Source organism: Microbacterium sp. LWO13-1.2 (assembly GCF_038397725.1).
Lineage (GTDB): Bacteria > Actinomycetota > Actinomycetes > Actinomycetales > Microbacteriaceae > Microbacterium.
In genome coordinates this window covers 18,378-34,223 of the sequence record NZ_CP151634.1, presented here as the reverse complement: position 1 = coordinate 34,223, position 15,846 = coordinate 18,378, and the positions used below count along the sequence as shown (strand labels likewise).

Below are 15,846 nucleotides of genomic sequence, written 5' to 3'. Positions count from 1 at the left end.
AATCAGCTCGGCGGCGCAGCATCCGATCACCGCACCCCGACGAACGCGCGGATCGCGTCGGCAAAGCGCTCTTCGCGGAATCGGGCGGTCGCCGACGCGGCGTCGAAGCGCGGCAGCCCCAGAGCAGTCTCGATGGCCACCGCCAGGTCGGCGACGTCCGTCGTGGCGGCGATCACGCCGCTGACACCCGGCTCGATCGCCTCGATCTGGCCGCCGACGGGACCGGCGACGACGGGGGTCCCCGCGGCCTGCGCCTCTACGAGCACGATGCCGAAATCCTCGACGGGCGGGAAGACGAACACACCGGCCTGCTGCATCAGTGCGTAGAGCATCGCATCCGACGGCGACACGACGATGCGAACCGGCACTCGTGCCTCGGCGGCCACCGCGCGAAGGTGTGGCTCCTCCGGCCCGCGGCCGGCGATCACCGCGGGGAGACCGGCCCTCTCGGCCGCTCTGATGACGAGATCAAGGCGCTTGTACGGGATGAAGCGCGAAGCGCCGAGGACGAAGGGCGTGGGGAGGTCGTCGAGCGCTCGCCGCTCGTCGCCGGTCACGGTATTTCGCCAGTCGGCCTGGGCGCGAATGCGGTCGACGGCGACGGGTGGATGGATGACGACGGCATCCCGTTCCCAGGCCTGCGCGATCCGAGCTTGCACGAAGGCGCTGTTCGCGGCGATCGCCGTCGCCTCCTGCGCGCGTCTGCGGTCGAGACGTCGGAACAGCGGGGCCACGGCCTTCACGATCTTCTTCTCGCCGCGCTCGTCCAGCTCGGGGTTCCAGATGTATCGAGCCGGCGTGTGCGCGTAGACGAATTTGGGAACGTCGCGACCGACCATGCGCGCGTGGTGGGCGAACAGGTGCGAACTGATCAGCATCCAGTCGTAGTCCTCCCGAGAGGGAAGCCGCCGCCAGACGCCTGTCGTGACCGGCAGTGCGAGGGCCTTGTGCCGCCGCAACGGCGTACGGGCCAGCCATGTCTCGAACACGCGACGGTCGGCGAACCGCTGGGGCGCATCATCCCACAGGCACTGGATGTCGGCGTCCGGGAACGCCCGCGCCATCGCCTCGAGCACCTGCTCCGCTCCACCGGATGCTTCGATCCATTCGTGAACGAGAAGGCCTGTCACTACGGTCGGCCCATGCCGTAATACGTCCATCCAGCGGCGCGCCAGGCGGCAGCGTCGAGGCAGTTGCGGCCATCGACGATCACCTGACCGCGCGTCAGTGACGCGGCGTGCTGCGGAGACATCTGACGCCGGTACTCGTCCCACTCGGTGACGACGAGCACTGCATCCGCTCCGCGCAGCGTCTCATCGCGATCGGCCTCGTAGGAGAGCTGCGGATGCAGTCGCCGGGCGTTCGCGATCGCCTGCGGGTCGGTGATGACGACGTTGGCCCCGAGGCCGTTCAGCCGCACGGCGGCATCCAGCGCGGGGGAGTCGCGCACGTCATCGCTGTACGGCTTGAACGCGGCTCCGAGCACGGCGACCTTCTTGCCGAAGACGAGGCCGCCCAGGGCTTCCACGACCAACTCCACGGCGCGGTCACGGCGGCGCATATTGATGGCATCGACCTCGCGAAGGAAGGCGACCGACTCGCGGCGTCCCAGTTCCTCTGCCCGTGCCGCGAACGCGCGGATGTCTTTGGGCAGGCATCCGCCGCCGAAGCCGATTCCGGCGCCCAGGAACCGCTTGCCGATGCGGTCGTCGTGTCCGAGAGCCTCGGCCAGCTGCGTCACGTCGGCGCCGGTGACCTCGGCGATCTCGGCCATCGCGTTGATGAACGAGATCTTCGTCGCCAGAAAGGCGTTCGCTGCCACCTTGACGAGCTCGGCCGTCGCGTAGTCCGTGACGAGGAACGGCGTGCCCTTCGCGACCGCCGGGTGGAAGACCTCCCGGAGCACCTGGGCTGCGCGCTCGCCTGCGGGGGTCGCCGGGATACCGACGACCAGCCGGTCGGGATCGATGGTGTCCTGCACGGCCCAGCCTTCGCGGAGGAACTCCGGGTTCCAGACCAGCGTCGCACCGGTCGCCTCCACCCGCGGTGCCAACTCGACGGCGGTGCCGACCGGGACGGTGGACTTGCCTGCGACGACGTCGCCCTCGCGCAGATAGGGGAGGAGCGCATCGAAAGCGGCGTTGACGTGGCTGAGGTCGGCGGCGTGCCCGCCTTGCTGCTGCGGCGTCCCGACGCCGATGAAATGCACGGCGGCACCCTCGGCGGCAGCGATGTCAGAGGTGAACGTCAGACGGCCAGAAGCGATGCCCTCGGTGAGGATGTCCTGCAGGCCTGGTTCGAAGAATGGCGCCTCGCCCCGCGTGAGTGCGTCGATCTTGCGGGGGTCGATGTCGATTCCCACCACGTCATGACCGATCGACGTCATGGCTGCAGCGTGCACAGCTCCCAGGTATCCGCAGCCGATGACCGACAATCGCACGATACGTTCCTCTTTCCAAGGGGCGTCGATACCTCATCATCCACCATTTCCGCCCTGGTGATAGGTGAACAGCGAGCGAATCCCTAGGCTTGAGCTGCCCTGGAGAACAACGGAACGCCGCGGCATGATCGCCTTCACAAGTGGGGACTGGATATGAGCACCGGCAACGCGACCAGCACCATGAGCGATCGCCGTTCGGCATCCCGCTCCCGACGACGGATGCTCATCCCCGACGTGCTGCGCGGCGTCGCCATTCTCGCGATGCTCATCGCCCACGCCGGCCCGTTCGTGCCGGACATGCCGAAGGCACTGCTGTTCATCCAGGGGACCATCAACGATGTCGCCTCGCCCCTGTTCGCGCTCGTGATGGGAATCTCGGCCCAGTTGGTCTGGAATCGCAGGTCCGGCGTCGCCCGTACCCTGGTGCAGCAGAGCTGGCGCGGAGTCCTCCTCGTCGCGCTCGGGATCTGGATGACGACGTGGGGGTCGTGGGTGATGATCGTGCTGCAGTCGCTGGGGCTGCTGCTGATCTTCGGTGTACCGCTGCTGCTCCTGGGAACGCGGACGCTGATCATCGTCGCGGCCGCGATCGCGCTTCTGAGTCAGCCGCTGCTGATGCTGGCGCGGGGTACGACGTGGTTGTACACGCAGCCGCTCATCGTTCAGGAGCTCGCGAACGGCCTGGCGGTGGGACGTTCCTATCGACTGATCAACCTGCTGCCGTTCTTCCTGCTGGGCGCGCTGCTGCTGCGGCACGGGTTCCGGCGCGACCGCCTGCTGTGGGTGATGGCCGCGATCGCACCCGTGGCGTTCCTCGGGAGCATGGCCGTCGAGCGCTTCTTCACGGTCGCCGTGCAGTCGGGCGATTACCTCGACACGCTGCATGACATCGGTCTCGTGTTCGCCGCCTACGTCGTCGTCGTGCTGGTGGCGACGTCCGGCGGAGGCGTCTTCCAGCGGATGCTGGGGCCGGTGGGGGCATGGGGGCAGGTCGCCCTGAGTCTCTACGTCGTGCACGTGGGCGTGATCGCGTTGTGGGCGCGCTCCAACGGGTTCCCTCAGACGAACGAGCCGCTCGGCTGGTTGCTCATCGTTCCTGGCATGGCGTTGCTGGGCTGGGCGTGGGTGCGATTCGTCGGCACCGGCCCCATCGAGTGGCTGCTCGGAATGATCACCGGGCGTCCCAGGAAGTGGCGGGTTCGCTAGAGACTCACGGCGTCTCGGCCTGAGCGTTGACGATGCCGCGAACGAGCGCGTCGATCTCGTCTTCGCGGTGCGCGATCGGCGAGGCCACGAAACGGTAGTTGAGGCCGCCGAGCAGTACGGCCGACGGGATGCCCTCGACGCCGAGCTGCTGCTTGGCTGATCGTGCCCCGAAGTACGCGAACGGCAGCGCTTGAGGCACACGCGCCTTGAGCGCATCGGGGCGTGAGGAGGTCGCGACCCGCAGCAGGATCGAGGGGCCGATCATCTGCTGCCATTCCGGCAATCGACGGGCCGCCGCCTCGCACTTGCCGCACTCCGCGGAGAGGAAGACGAGGAGCACGGGCGAGCCGCTGCCGAGTGCGTGCAGCGGCACGGTGACGCCCGCGGGGCTCACGAGTTCGGCGTCGGGAAGAGGATCGCCCTCCGCTGAGATGCGCACGGATGTCGAGGACGAGTCAGACGGGATTGTCGAGTCTGCGCGGTCGTGGCGGATGCGGAAGAGAGCGGTCGCCAGCACTCCGACCGCCAGCAGCGCCCAGGCCAGGCTAGCGAGCAGCACCAGCCCGCGGTCGGCTGTGAAGAGTTCGACGATGAACGATGGATGCCCTGGGGCGGTGACGGCAACGGCAACGGATACCAGGATCAGTACGGCGTTGCGGGCGACGGTCCAGCCGGTGACGCGATCATCGACAGACAGCGGCCCGAAGCATCCGCAATCCACGTCATCGCCGCGACGCAGTACGCCGACGATGAAAACGGTGAAGACCGCGAACGTGCCCAGCGCGAGTGCCGCGGCTGCGGCACGATACCAGCCCGGCGCGATGAGCAGCGCGAGGCCGAGCCCGATCTCCCATGCCGGAACCGCGGCGGCGATCCATCGGCGCCGGACGAACTCGGGAACCCCGAGGGCCTCCATGCTGTCGAGGGTGCGCCCGATCCGTCCGCTCTTCGTCGCACCTGACAGCAGGAGCACGAACGCGACGAACCCCGTCGAGATCATCAGAATGAACTCGACGGGGTTCGTGGGCATAACCCTCAGATTAGCGGCAGATCAAAGGTCGCAGGTCTGAACGGCGAGCGAGCCGGTGACGAACGGGATGCCGAGGTCGCCCAGGTTGATGGCTGCGGCCAGGAGGCTGCCGGTCGTCGCGCTGTTGTCACCCGCATTGGCGTCTGCCTGGACCTGGGTCAGCGTGAAGCTGCTCAGTGCGCCGACGTTGACGAGGGCGTCGTACACGTTGACCGAGAACGAGCTGCCGTTCGGGATCGCGTTGGTGAGCGTGATCACGTAGCCGTCGGTGGTGCTGACGACACCGGCGACGCCGGCGCCGATCACTGCCTCGAGGCCGGTGAGCGTCAGCAGTGCGTTCGGGTCGGTGAGCAGGTACTGCGTGCCCGCCGGGATGTCGCCGGTCGTGGCGGTGACGGTGAACTCACGCGTGGCGTTCGGCTCGAGGCCGAGGACGCCCAGCGCGGTCTGGACGACGCCGACCAGGCCGGCTCCGACGATGCCGGTCAGCACCGAGATGTCGTAGTCGCCGCTGCACTCAGCAGTGACGGTGCCGTTCCACGCGACGCTGGCCGAAGCGAACGGGGTGGCGGCGGCAACGGCGATGACGGGCAGCGACCATGCGGCGCCCTTGACGAGGGTACGACGGGAAACGCCCTGGGGCGCGAAGGTGTTCTCTTCAGACATGAATATCTCCGGTGGTCATTTCCGCTGGGGAGGCGGAAGGGCAGGGAACCGCACAAGCGGCTTCTCCGAGAGTGGCCGAGTTCTGTACGTCATGGCTGAATCGTGTCGCAGAACGATCGAACGATGTCGGAAAGCGATCGAAACGGTGGACTAATCACAACCGAGGCGGCGGCCCTGGGCCTGCGAGCACCTCAGTGCCATACTGAGACCACGCTTGAGGGGGCGCTATGGGGATGAAGGCATGCACGCGCGTCGCATGACGGGACAGCCCTCTCGCCTGCGCGACTGGTGGGCCGGTGTCTGGCGCTGGGTGCTCTTCGCCGGCGGCGTCGCTGCCGGCGGATATCTGCTGCTCGATCGCGGGATCGCGAACGGTGTGGTCACGGCGGCGGCCATCGGAGCCTTCCTCATCGGTGCCGTGCTCACCGCATCCAAGCCGATGGCGATCGCACTGATGGCGACACCGGCACTGTTCATCGTGGAGCGCATCGGAATCGGTCCGGGCGATCTGACGGTGTCGGATGCCGCACTCGCCGCGGCCTTCGGCACCGCGGTGTTCCTCGGCGACCGCGATCTCAGTCCGCCGCTGAAAGCGCTGCTCCAGCTCAACCTCATCTATCAATTCGCAACTCTTTTCACCGTCATCGCGAATCCGTTCGCGCAGAACGTGATCGAGTGGTTCCACGCCTGGCTCCTCATCTCCGGAGCTCTCCTCAGCGGCTGGGCGATCGGTCGCGCGGGCAAAGCCCGCACGGCACTCGTCCTCATCTACGCCGTGGCGACGCTCATCGCCCTCGGCACGCTCGCCAGCGCACTGGCACTGATCGCGGCCGATGATTTCGGGGCCGTGTATCCGCAGTGGCCCTGGGCGATGCACAAGAACTTCGCGGGCGGCGCTCTCGCCTTCGCCGCATTCGTCGCGTACATCAATCCGGACTGGGCGCAGATCCCGAAACGATGGGCGCGGGCCGCACTGTTCCTCTTCCTCGCTGCCCTCGCCCTCACGCAGTCGCGACAGGCGATGATCGGCTTCCTGGTGGCGCTGCTCATCCACGTGCTCCGTCAGGGAGCCGCCCGGCACTGGGTGCTGATCACCGTGATCGCCGTTCCCAGCGCCGTGCTCATCGTGCAGAGCGTCGTCGAGCAAATCGATTCGCAGAACCGCTTCAATTCCGTGTACCAGCGCATCGAATGGATGCAGGAGGTCTACGCGCTCTGGAAACATTCGCCGTTCTTCGGCCACGGCCTCCGCTACTGGTACGTGCATCCGACGGCGAACTTCCAGCCGCCGCAGGCGGAGCTCGAAGTCGTCGCATCGACAGGGCTCGTCGGCCTCGCCGGATTCATGATCATGTGGATCGGCATCATCATCGTGCTGTGGCGCGTCGATGCCCGCTTCGGAATGCTCGCGCTGGGCTCGGTGCTCGCCCGCATCGTGCAGGCGCAGTTCGATCTCTTCTGGGTGTCTGCACAGGTGTCGATCCCGTTCCTGATCGCCGGTATCTGTCTCGGGGCGCAGGCGCTCGCGGTGAGTCGTGGTGAGGCGAAGAGCTTCTGGAACGACCGGCGACGGGCCACCGGCCGGATCGCGACGACAAGGACAGGCCGACAGGTGTCGCGGAGTACTCGGCATCCCGCACGCAGCCGCGTGAAGAATGCACCGCCCGCCGACCGGGCCCGCGCGTAAGATCAGTCAAAACACTGGGGGTGGCATGCAGATCCGCGACTATTTCCTGGCGCTGAGGCGTCATGGGATTGCGATCGTCCTACTGGTGCTCGTCGGGCTCGGCGCCGGTTATGGCTGGGCAGCCATTCAGACACCGGTGTACGAAGCGTCGGCCAGCGGCTTCCTGAGGTCGAAGGCGACCGACCAGCAGGGCGTCGCGCTCGCCCCGAACGCGAGCGACAACTTCGCCAAGGCGAAGGTGCCGACCTATCGCGACATGGCGACCTGGACCAACGTCGCGGAGTTCGCCGCGAAGCAACTGGGCAGCGAAAGCTCCCCGGAGGATCTGGTGCGCCGGATCACCGTCGACAATCCGCTGAACACGGCGATCCTGAAGATCACCGCCCAGGGGACGACCCCCGAGGCGGCTCGCGACCTGGCCTCGGCCTGGGTGATGGGTTTGACCGCCACGATCGATGAGTTCGAGGGCGACGGCACGCCCGGTTCGGCGCCGGTGGGCATCGTGCTCGGCGAATCGGCATCGCTGCCGACGGCGCCGAGCTTTCCCGACACGAAGACGGCACTCCTTGTCGGCGGCGTCCTCGGGCTCGGCGCGGGGATCGCGTTCGCGCTGTTGCGCGCGCTGTCCGATCGGCGTGTGCGCCCAGGGGACGACGTCGAGCAGCGACTCGGCGTCTCGGTGCTCGGGAGCATTCCGACGGTGGGGAAGAAGGACCCGGATCAGCGTCTCATCGATCTCTCGGACACCACCAAGAAGGGGAGCTTCGCGGTCTCCGAATCGCTGCGAACCCTGCGCACGAACCTGCAGTTCATGGACGTCGACCACCCGCCGCGCTGCATCGTCGTCACCAGTGCGATGCCGGGGGAGGGCAAATCCACCGTCGCCGCGAACCTCGCCACGATGCTCGCCGCGAACGGAGAGCACGTCGCACTCGTCGACGGCGACCTGCGGCGTCCGACGGTCGCCACGACCATGGGCCTCATCCCCGGAGCAGGTCTGACCGACGTCCTCGCGGGACGAGCCGACCTCATCGAGGTGCTGCAGAGGACGCCGCGTGTTCCCGGACTGGTCGTTCTCGGGGCAGGCACGATCCCGCCCAACCCGAGCGAGCTGCTCGGGTCTGACCGGATGCGCTCGCTGCTGAACGAGCTCGCCGAGCATGCGATGGTGATTATCGATGCGCCGCCGCTGCTCCCCGTCACCGACGGTGCGATCCTCACGCATCAGGCCGACGGTGCGATCATCGTGGTGACGGTCGGCGGCACCACCTACGACCTCGTCGACAAGGCGGTCGAGGCCCTCGAGAAGGTGCGAGGGCGCGTGCTCGGGGTCGTTCTCAACCGGATGCCGCTGACCGGCAGCGGCACAGCGAACTATTCGTACGACTATCACCCGCAGGAGGCGGAGACCGTCGAGACGAAGACGGACAAGCCGGCGAAACCGCGGCGGGTTCGCACCGCTGCCCGTCCGGGCGGCGGCGTGGTACGAACCGGGCAGAAGCCTCGGCCGCGGCCCGCTCCCTCGACCGGTGCCGTGAACGCGGACTTCGACGAGGATGCCGCCCTGGAACAGCTTTTCGACGACGCGACGGTCGAGACGTCGGCGCCGAAACGACGCCCCAGCGGTTGACGTGATGTCGTCGGATGAGCGGCGCTCCCCGTTGCGCGTCGCGCTGATCTCGTCGTCGTTCGCTCCGCATGTCGGCGGGGTGGAGACGCACGTCGCCCAGGTCGCGACCGCGCTGCACGATCGAGGGCACGCGGTCGAGGTCTGGACGGTCGACCGCGGCATGTGGTCGGCACGAGCCTTCCCCGTGCCAGTACGGTACCTGCCGACGCCGCTGCCCGCCCGGTCGCTCGACGGGTTGTTCCGCACGGTCTGGTCGGTACCGCGGGCCTGGCGCGAATGGCGGCGCACATATGCGAGATTCCGCCCCGATGTGCTGTCGGTGCAGTGCTTCGGACCGAACGGCGTCTACGCCGCAGCCTTGCACCGGGCGTTCACGACGCCGCTCGTGGTCAGCTCGCATGGCGAGACCCTCGGCGACGACAACGGCGTCTATGCCCGCTCGGCGCTGCTGCGGCGAAGCCTGCGCGCCGCACTCGCCCAGTCATCCGCCGTCACCGCGCCGAGCACCTACGTGCTCGACGACCTGCGCGCACGCTTTGGACTCGCGGGCGGGGTTGTCGTGCCGAATGGCGTGGATCTGTCGCTCGGGACGGCAGACCCGGACGCGCCGCGCCAGCGACTCCTGCTCGCGATCGGTCGACTCGGGCGGATGAAAGGCTTCGACCTCCTCATCGACGCGTTTGCGCTGGCTGCGCTCGAGGGGGTCCGGCTCGAGATCATCGGAGACGGGCCGGAGCGGGTGCGCCTGCAGCAGCAGATCGTGTCTCTCGGGTTGGTGGAGTCCGTGACGCTCGTCGGTGAGAAGGATGCGACGGCCGTCGCGCGGCGCATCGGCGACGCAGCCGTCGTCGTGGTGCCGAGTCGTTCCGAGTCGTTCGGGATCGTCGCCCTCGAGGCGTGGCGGGGCGGTGCTGCCCTCATCATGACTTCACGCGGCGGTGCGACCGACTTCATCCGCGATGGCGAGGATGCGCTCCTCGTCGACCCGGAAGACACCGCGGCGCTCGCCGCGACGCTGACCTCGGTGATGACCGACGAGCGGCTGCGAAGCAGAATCGCCACCGCTGGAGCGCAGCGGGTCGGCGAGTACGGCTGGTCCCGGGTCGCCCTCGACTACGAGGAACTGTTCACGCGCGTGCGCTCGGACGCCGGGCCGTGAGGTACGAGGGGGCTCTGCGTCGGCGTGGCCGGCAGCTGCGCCGCTTCGCTGAGGCGCTCGCGGAGCCGCACGCCCGCGGGGACGGTGTGATCATCCCCGCGTTCTGGTGGGACGGGCATCCGAACTTCGGCGACGACCTCACACCTTGGCTGCTGCCGCGCTACGGAATCGTGCCGTTGTACCGCGAGCCGCGCGCGGCCCGCCTGATCGGAGTCGGAAGCCTGCTGGAGTTCGTGCCGCAGGATTTCACCGGCGCGATCTGGGGATCGGGGCTCATGAACGATCGGCGGCACCTGCTGCCGGCGGCATCCGTCCTCGCGGTGCGTGGACCGCTCACCGCGGAGCGCATCGGCCTGGCCGAGGAGCCGACGTTCGGGGATCCGGGCATCCTCGTCGCCCGACACCTGCCGCGGCCGCCGTCCGACGGCAGGATCGCGGTCGTGCCGCACGGACATCACCGCCCGCATCCGCAGCTCGATCGTCGAGTGCGGGAGGCCGGGCAAGCCGCCGTGCGCGTGGTGAACGTGCATCAACGGGCGGCGGTCGCCGTGCGCGAGATCGCCGCGAGCCGCGCCGTGATCACGACATCACTGCACGGGCTGATCACCGCGGATTCCTACGGGATCCCGGCGGTGTGGACGACGCTCGACCCGCCGCTCGGCGGCGGCGACTTCAAGTTCCGCGACTACGAGGCAGCGGTGACGCCTGGCCGCACGCGGTTCCGGCCGTTCGACGAGGCGCTTTCCCTGGACGACCTCGTCGCCGAGGCGTGGGCTGCGGATGCCGCGACGGTCGCCCGCACCGGCGATGGGCTGGAGCAGGCGCTCGCCGGAGCGCTCGCGCTGCCGCTCGGTCAGCTCCCCTTCCCCGGTGGGCTTCTGGCGGCGCTGCGGTAGGTTCCGGTCGCACGTGGCGTCGTCTGCAGGGCCTGACACCCGCACAAACTGCGACCGGAACGGTCGAGATCGGTCGCCGCCCCGCGGCTCAGCGGCGCAACGCACCTCGTAACGAGCGCACCAGGGGGAGCGCGGCCACTCGATGCGCGAGGCGGGATGCTGCGGCACGGAACCGAGAGGCGAGTGATCGACCGCGATCGGGCACCCGCCAGTGCCAGCCGATCTCCTTCGCGTACTCGCGGAGCTCGCGGGGATAGGGGCCGTCGGAGGACAGCACGCTGGCGATGAAGGCGTCCCGGCCCTTCACGTAGGGCTCGAGGGAGAACGTCTGCGGGCAGAATTCCTGCAGGTGCCCGGCCATCTCGAGCGTCAGCATCGCGCGCATGCACTTGGGGCATGCGGAGCAGTTGCGCGTGCGTTGCGGGTCTCCGTCGGTGCACACGTCGAGATAGCGGGACTCGGGGCGTCCGATGAGCGACAGGGTCTTCTGCACCCGCGTGAGCCCCGAGTTCGCGGAACTCACGGTCACCGCCGGCGTCGATACGAGCGGAACCAGAAAAGGGTCGAAGCGGGCGATCTCGCCGGAGGAGTCGATGTGGACGGCGGTGAACGAGATCGCCGAGGCGAGGTGCAGGCGACCGATCCCGGCACCCAGAAGATGGGGAATCGTCGCGTTGCGCATCGTCACGGACTGGATGAAACCGATGCGCGGATAGTGCTCGTCGAGGTTGCTGTCGACCGTGACGAACGGGACGCCGAACTCGGCAGCAGCCCGTGCCAGCGGGGCACGGCGGGCCTGCCAGAGAGCGTCGCCGTCTCTTCCGTGCCCGTGCGCGCCCACGTTGTTGTTGAGGAGGTGCGTCACCCGAAGCGAGTCGGGAACATCGTCAGGCCAGAGGTACTCGGCGAGCGTCGCGAACGAATCCACCCCGCCCGAGAACCCGGTGGCGACCCCGGCAGCCGGCCGTGACGGTGCGGCGATGGCATCCGCTGTCACCCGGATCTCATGCAGATCGGGATGGATCAGACGGAGGAGACGCTGCAGATCTCCGTTCGCGCTGTGCAGCAGAGCATCCGTCACCACCCCGCCGACATGCAGGTCGCGCCCCTCCTTCATCGCCGGCATGAGCAGCCCGATCACGACGTAGTCCGCGCGGTCGGCGATCAGGTCGGCGAAGCGCTCCTCCACCGAGAACCACAGCGCTGGCCGCCCGCTGACGTCCGCCACCGCGCGCACGCGCTCATCATCGCGTTCGATGCGTGGTGGCGACGTTTCGATCACGTCCATGCGCTCAGTATGACCCTCAGCGCACGGGTCAGCGCAAGGAGTTCCAGACCCGCGCATGTGCGAGCGCGCTGCGATCCCAGGTGTAGTCGGCGGCATGCGCCCGACCGCCGCGCACGAGGGCGCCCAGCGCCGGATCGTCCGATGTCGCATCGAGGATGCCGGTGGCGATCGACGCTGCACCCGGTTCGACGATGATCGCGTGGCCGGCGGCGACCTCGGGCAGGCTGCTCGTGTTGGCAGCCACGACGGTGACCCCGGCAGCCATCGCCTCGAGGACCGGCAGGCCGAACCCCTCGTACAGGGAGGGGACGACGACGGTCGTGGCAGCGGCGACGAGGCCGGGCATCGTCTCGTCGGGGAGCATGCCGAGCAGACGAACCCCCGGCATGCCGGCGAACAACGCCGTGCGCTGCGGATGCGGAGGGCCGGCCATCGCCAGCAACAGGTCGGGACGCTCGCGGTGCACCCGCGGCCACGCATCGGCGAGGGCTGCGAGATTCTTGCGCAGGGCCGCCCCGCCCGCGTGGAGCACGTACGGGGCTTCGAGGCCGAGGGCACGTCGAGAAGCAGCATCCAGTGGAGCCGCATCGAAGTAGCGCACGTCCACGCCGTTCGGGATCACGTGCGGATCTCGGATTCCGAGCAGATCGACGGCCTCGGATGCCGTGAACGCGGAGACGCAGATGACGGCGGCGCTTCGCCTGAGCTCCTCAGCGGCAGCGCGGACGGGGGCCGATTCGTCCGCGAACCGCCACGCGACGACGTCGTGCAGCGTCGCCACGTCGACGTGCGGGGAGGGCGGCAGCTCGAGGGCCATCCGGTGCGACACGGCGTCGCCCTGGTACAGCACTCGCCCGATCGCTCGGCGCACTGCGGCAGGTGCCGCGGCAACGCGGCCGAGCGGCAGTCGGCGGTTGCCGGCGAGAGACGACCGGAACGAGCGGAAGTCCAACTCGCGCACCGTCCAGGGCCGCGGTGAGACTTCGGCGAGAGCGGCCTCAGCGCGAGACGTGATCTCGCGCTGGTAGACCTGTGCACCCATTGGGGTGTCGGTCATGATCGTCGAGATCGAGAGACGCGATGTCATCCGCGCCTCCGGATTCTGCGTCGCACCGACTTCACGAAACGTGCGCCGCGACCGAGCAGCCGATTGATCGCTCCGTACCGGCGTTCCAAGACTGCGAGGCGTGCGGACTGCCGTGTGTGCTCATCGGCAAGCGTCCAGTACCGCGCCATGATCTCTTCGACGTGTGCGCCCCAGATCGCCGGGTTTCGGCGGACCACATCGAGGCTGTGTTCGCGCTTCCCTTCCTCGGACATCGTGGCCGTCACCTGCGCGGCGTGCCGCCGGTACTCGTAGAGCGGCTGATGCACGATGCGGGCGGTGCGGCCACTCGCCAGCAGGCGCACCCAGAACTCCCAGTCCTGGCCGAAGCGGAGACCGGTCGCGAAGCCGCCGAGCGCGACCCAGTCGCTCCGCCGGAATGCGGATGCTCCCGGGATCGTGTTGCCGAACAGGATGTCGGCGACGCCGTTCGTGGCGGGCAGGCGGTCGACCTTCTCGAACGATCCGAAGAACTGCAGGTCGGTCGACACGACGCCGACCGCCGGGTCGGCGTCGAGCATCGCAGCGACCTCAGCGCAGAGGGAGGGCTGGATGCGATCGTCGCTGCCCACCGGCATGACGTAGTCGGTATCGAGAGCCGCGGCGCCGGAATCGAGAGCGACGCTCGTGCCCCGGTTCTCCGGGTGCCGCACCACCTGCACGCCCTTGTCCGACCAGCGGGCGAGAGCTTCCAAGGTGCCCGGTTTCACCGAACCGTCGTCGACGACGACGACCGGACAGTCCACGGTCTGCGCCAGCGCCGATGCGATGCACTCGTCCAGATACGCGCCATCGGTGTTGTAGACCGGGATGACGATCCCGATTGTGCCAGTCCCCATGTGTAACCCCCTCAGCCCGGGCAAAGTCTATGTCGCGCGACGCATGGTTCAGTGGTATCCGTCGATGATCGTCCACGACGGATCAAGGTGATAGGCGTCCGTACCGCGCTCGGTGCGTGCATGGAAGCGGGGCATCACGATCTGGGCGTCGGAGTGCAGCACGCCAGCGATGTATCCGCCCCAGTACGAGAACGTCGAGTTGGTGCCGATCAGCTTTCGGCTGCCGGATACCGCGAGGAAGTTGCCGACAGCGCCGCGGGGTTCGTACACGACCTCGTCGGCATGGTGGCTCAGCAGGAGTCCGAGGTGCTTGCGACACCATTCGGGGTCGTCGGATACCAGCCGGATGCGCGCGGCCGGGCCGATCCGTTCCAGGGCGTCGGCGATGTAGCCGGCCTGGTCGAACGCGTAACGCGCGCGGAGGTGATCCTGCGCGTAGTAGTCGCCGCGCCGGACGTTCACGACGACGGTGTCGGAGTCGTCCACCGGGATGTGCGGTGCCAGGACATCGGCGATGAACGCGTCGAGGGCTCGACGGCTGAACTCCTCGCCGAACTTCTGGTTCCAGAATCGCTCTCCCCATACCCGGCGATCGTGGAAGCGCACCTCGTCTCGCGCCACCGTGAGCTCACGGAGGCCGGGAAAAGCGTCGAACCAGTCGGCCATCCCCGGGGCTTCGAGCACCAGCCACGGCTGCCCCGCGGCGGAAGACTCGTGCGCCTGCAGCCACAGGTAGAGCCAGTTCCCGAAGCGCAGGCCGACCGGAGGGGTCATCGTCACCGTGCGGTCTCCGCGGCGGAAGCGATCGGCCAGGACCGTTCCCGCACGCCGAGCGCGCCACGCGAGGTGACCCGCGATGCGGGCGGGCAGACGCCGGAGTTCGGACACGCAGTCATGATAGGCCCCGTGTGCTCATGCCGGCGTGAGGATCAGCGGCGCAGAGCCGCCTGAATGCGTTCGGCATCCTGTCCCGCGCGCTCGGCCGGCAGGGGCGCCCATCGCGCCTGACGGATCGCCGCTCCGAAGCCCCACACGATGCCGAGAATCGACACGCCGAGCCGTTGAACGCGGCGGAGGAGCCCGCCCGCATCGCGGATGGCGCGAAGGTCTGCGGCGATCCAGCGACGCAGGAGGGGAGAGCGGAGCCCGGCGTAGCGCGCGAGAAGCACCATGTGGTTTCGGCGCCCGTAGAGCTTGTAGCGAGTGTCGAAGCGGCGGCCCTTCACATGAGGCGCCGGGAGGTGGTCGACGACGGCGTCCGGCGCGAACACGGTACGGCCGCCCAGCCGCTTCACCCGCAGGAAGATGTCGGTGTCCTCCCGCATGGCTGTTCCCGGATAGTCGTCGCGGAAGCCGCCCAGTCGCGCGAGCATCTCGCGCCGGAACGACATGTTGGCGCCGATGCCGTGATCGACCTCGATGAGGCCGCTCGGCAGCGACGCGAATCCCGCTGTCAGCGTGCCGTCATCGCGCAGCCGGCCGATCGGCAGTTCGTACGTCTCCTCGCCGGGGAGAAGATTGCGCGTGCGTCCGGCGACGGCATCAGGGCGCGGCTCGGAGGCGAAGGCATCGTCCAGTCCACGCCTCCACCCGGGGGAGATGACGACGTCATCGTCGAGGAACGCGACCACGGTGCCCCGCGCATGCAGCAGGGCCGCGTTGCGCGAGCGCGTCATCCAACCGGCGAGCCCCGGACGGTGCAGGTACTGCGCGCTGGGGAATGCCGCGACGGCTGCGGCGCGGTCATCGACGGCAGACGCGTCCACGACGATCACTTCGACGTCGTCGCCGACGTGCGCGGCGAGAGACTGGAGGCAGCGCACCATGAACGCGGAGCGTTCGTAGGTAACGATGCACACGCTGAGATCCGGGTCGGACATGCCGCTCAGCATAGTTGTAG

14 protein-coding genes are annotated in these 15,846 nt (G+C 68.4%); 5 read left to right on the top strand and 9 right to left on the bottom strand.

The features are described from left to right. Nucleotides 1-26: 26 nt before the first annotated feature. Nucleotides 27-1,130 carry a glycosyltransferase gene (locus MRBLWO13_RS00150; RefSeq protein ID WP_341975727.1) on the bottom strand — a complete coding sequence of 368 codons (1,104 nt, stop codon included), beginning with the start codon at nucleotides 1,128-1,130 and terminating at the stop codon, nucleotides 27-29. Next, entirely contained in the window at nucleotides 1,130-2,440 is a 1,311-nt protein-coding gene (locus MRBLWO13_RS00145; protein WP_341975726.1) for a UDP-glucose/GDP-mannose dehydrogenase family protein, read from the bottom strand. Before MRBLWO13_RS00145 ends, MRBLWO13_RS00150 begins: the two co-directional genes overlap by 1 nt. A gap of 153 nt (nucleotides 2,441-2,593) precedes the next feature. Here MRBLWO13_RS00145 and MRBLWO13_RS00140 point away from each other — a divergent pair, with 153 nt between their 5' ends. After that, nucleotides 2,594-3,646: a heparan-alpha-glucosaminide N-acetyltransferase domain-containing protein gene (locus tag MRBLWO13_RS00140; RefSeq protein ID WP_341975725.1), complete on the top strand. Its 1,053-nt coding sequence runs from the start codon at nucleotides 2,594-2,596 to the stop codon at nucleotides 3,644-3,646. A gap of 4 nt (nucleotides 3,647-3,650) precedes the next feature. On the opposite strand, the gene MRBLWO13_RS00135 is transcribed toward MRBLWO13_RS00140, so the two are convergent. Together MRBLWO13_RS00135 and MRBLWO13_RS00130 are read right to left on the bottom strand one after the other, a co-directional pair. Continuing rightward, complete coding sequence (locus tag MRBLWO13_RS00135) at nucleotides 3,651-4,676, bottom strand: MauE/DoxX family redox-associated membrane protein (RefSeq protein WP_341975724.1); 1,026 nt, start codon at nucleotides 4,674-4,676, stop codon at nucleotides 3,651-3,653. A gap of 21 nt (nucleotides 4,677-4,697) precedes the next feature. Continuing rightward, on the bottom strand, nucleotides 4,698-5,342 hold the full coding sequence (locus MRBLWO13_RS00130) for a hypothetical protein (protein WP_341975723.1): 645 nt from the start codon (nucleotides 5,340-5,342) through the stop codon (nucleotides 4,698-4,700). Between the two features lie 241 nt (nucleotides 5,343-5,583). Here MRBLWO13_RS00130 and MRBLWO13_RS00125 point away from each other — a divergent pair, with 241 nt between their 5' ends. Genes MRBLWO13_RS00125 through MRBLWO13_RS00110 form a run of 4 tightly spaced genes read left to right on the top strand, consistent with a single transcriptional unit; the run spans nucleotide 5,584 to nucleotide 10,714 of the window. Next, complete coding sequence (locus tag MRBLWO13_RS00125) at nucleotides 5,584-7,029, top strand: O-antigen ligase family protein (RefSeq protein WP_341975721.1); 1,446 nt, start codon at nucleotides 5,584-5,586, stop codon at nucleotides 7,027-7,029. 25 nt (nucleotides 7,030-7,054) lie between these two features. Then, nucleotides 7,055-8,659: a polysaccharide biosynthesis tyrosine autokinase gene (locus tag MRBLWO13_RS00120; protein ID WP_341975720.1), complete on the top strand. Its 1,605-nt coding sequence runs from the start codon at nucleotides 7,055-7,057 to the stop codon at nucleotides 8,657-8,659. Between the two features lie 4 nt (nucleotides 8,660-8,663). After that, the gene (locus MRBLWO13_RS00115; protein ID WP_341975719.1) at nucleotides 8,664-9,818 is read left to right on the top strand and encodes a glycosyltransferase family 4 protein; all 1,155 of its coding nucleotides are present in this window, start codon (nucleotides 8,664-8,666) and stop codon (nucleotides 9,816-9,818) included. Continuing rightward, nucleotides 9,815-10,714 (top strand): polysaccharide pyruvyl transferase family protein, encoded by a 900-nt coding sequence (locus tag MRBLWO13_RS00110; protein WP_341975718.1) that lies wholly within the window; start codon nucleotides 9,815-9,817, stop codon nucleotides 10,712-10,714. Before MRBLWO13_RS00115 ends, MRBLWO13_RS00110 begins: the two co-directional genes overlap by 4 nt. An 88-nt stretch (nucleotides 10,715-10,802) precedes the next feature. Here the strand turns inward: MRBLWO13_RS00110 and MRBLWO13_RS00105 are convergent, their stop codons facing one another. Genes MRBLWO13_RS00105 through MRBLWO13_RS00085 form a run of 5 tightly spaced genes read right to left on the bottom strand, consistent with a single transcriptional unit; the run spans nucleotide 10,803 to nucleotide 15,826 of the window. After that, the gene (locus MRBLWO13_RS00105; protein ID WP_341975716.1) at nucleotides 10,803-12,002 is read right to left on the bottom strand and encodes a hypothetical protein; all 1,200 of its coding nucleotides are present in this window, start codon (nucleotides 12,000-12,002) and stop codon (nucleotides 10,803-10,805) included. 28 nt (nucleotides 12,003-12,030) lie between these two features. Further along, the gene (locus tag MRBLWO13_RS00100) at nucleotides 12,031-13,059 is read right to left on the bottom strand and encodes a glycosyltransferase family 1 protein (RefSeq protein WP_341975715.1); all 1,029 of its coding nucleotides are present in this window, start codon (nucleotides 13,057-13,059) and stop codon (nucleotides 12,031-12,033) included. A gap of 26 nt (nucleotides 13,060-13,085) precedes the next feature. Further along, a complete protein-coding gene (locus MRBLWO13_RS00095) occupies nucleotides 13,086-13,946 on the bottom strand; it encodes a glycosyltransferase (protein WP_341975713.1) in 861 nt (286 codons plus the stop codon). Nucleotides 13,947-13,994: 48 nt separating this feature from the next. Then, a complete protein-coding gene (locus MRBLWO13_RS00090; protein ID WP_341975712.1) occupies nucleotides 13,995-14,834 on the bottom strand; it encodes an alpha-1,2-fucosyltransferase in 840 nt (279 codons plus the stop codon). Nucleotides 14,835-14,875: 41 nt separating this feature from the next. Beyond that, a complete protein-coding gene (locus tag MRBLWO13_RS00085) occupies nucleotides 14,876-15,826 on the bottom strand; it encodes a glycosyltransferase (RefSeq protein ID WP_341975710.1) in 951 nt (316 codons plus the stop codon). Between the last annotated feature and the right edge of the window lie 20 nt (nucleotides 15,827-15,846).

Bases quoted from the DNA above. Each gene is read 5' to 3' on its own strand.
- MRBLWO13_RS00140 (WP_341975725.1), top strand. From the start codon at position 2,594: ATGAGCACCGGCAACGCGACCAGCACCATGAGCGATCGCCGTTCGGCA.
- MRBLWO13_RS00135 (WP_341975724.1), bottom strand. From the start codon at position 4,676: ATGCCCACGAACCCCGTCGAGTTCATTCTGATGATCTCGACGGGGTTC.
- MRBLWO13_RS00130 (WP_341975723.1), bottom strand. From the start codon at position 5,342: ATGTCTGAAGAGAACACCTTCGCGCCCCAGGGCGTTTCCCGTCGTACC.
- MRBLWO13_RS00125 (WP_341975721.1), top strand. From the start codon at position 5,584: ATGCACGCGCGTCGCATGACGGGACAGCCCTCTCGCCTGCGCGACTGG.
- MRBLWO13_RS00120 (WP_341975720.1), top strand. From the start codon at position 7,055: ATGCAGATCCGCGACTATTTCCTGGCGCTGAGGCGTCATGGGATTGCG.
- MRBLWO13_RS00115 (WP_341975719.1), top strand. From the start codon at position 8,664: ATGTCGTCGGATGAGCGGCGCTCCCCGTTGCGCGTCGCGCTGATCTCG.
- MRBLWO13_RS00105 (WP_341975716.1), bottom strand. From the start codon at position 12,002: ATGGACGTGATCGAAACGTCGCCACCACGCATCGAACGCGATGATGAG.
- MRBLWO13_RS00100 (WP_341975715.1), bottom strand. From the start codon at position 13,059: ATGACCGACACCCCAATGGGTGCACAGGTCTACCAGCGCGAGATCACG.
- MRBLWO13_RS00095 (WP_341975713.1), bottom strand. From the start codon at position 13,946: ATGGGGACTGGCACAATCGGGATCGTCATCCCGGTCTACAACACCGAT.
- MRBLWO13_RS00085 (WP_341975710.1), bottom strand. From the start codon at position 15,826: ATGTCCGACCCGGATCTCAGCGTGTGCATCGTTACCTACGAACGCTCC.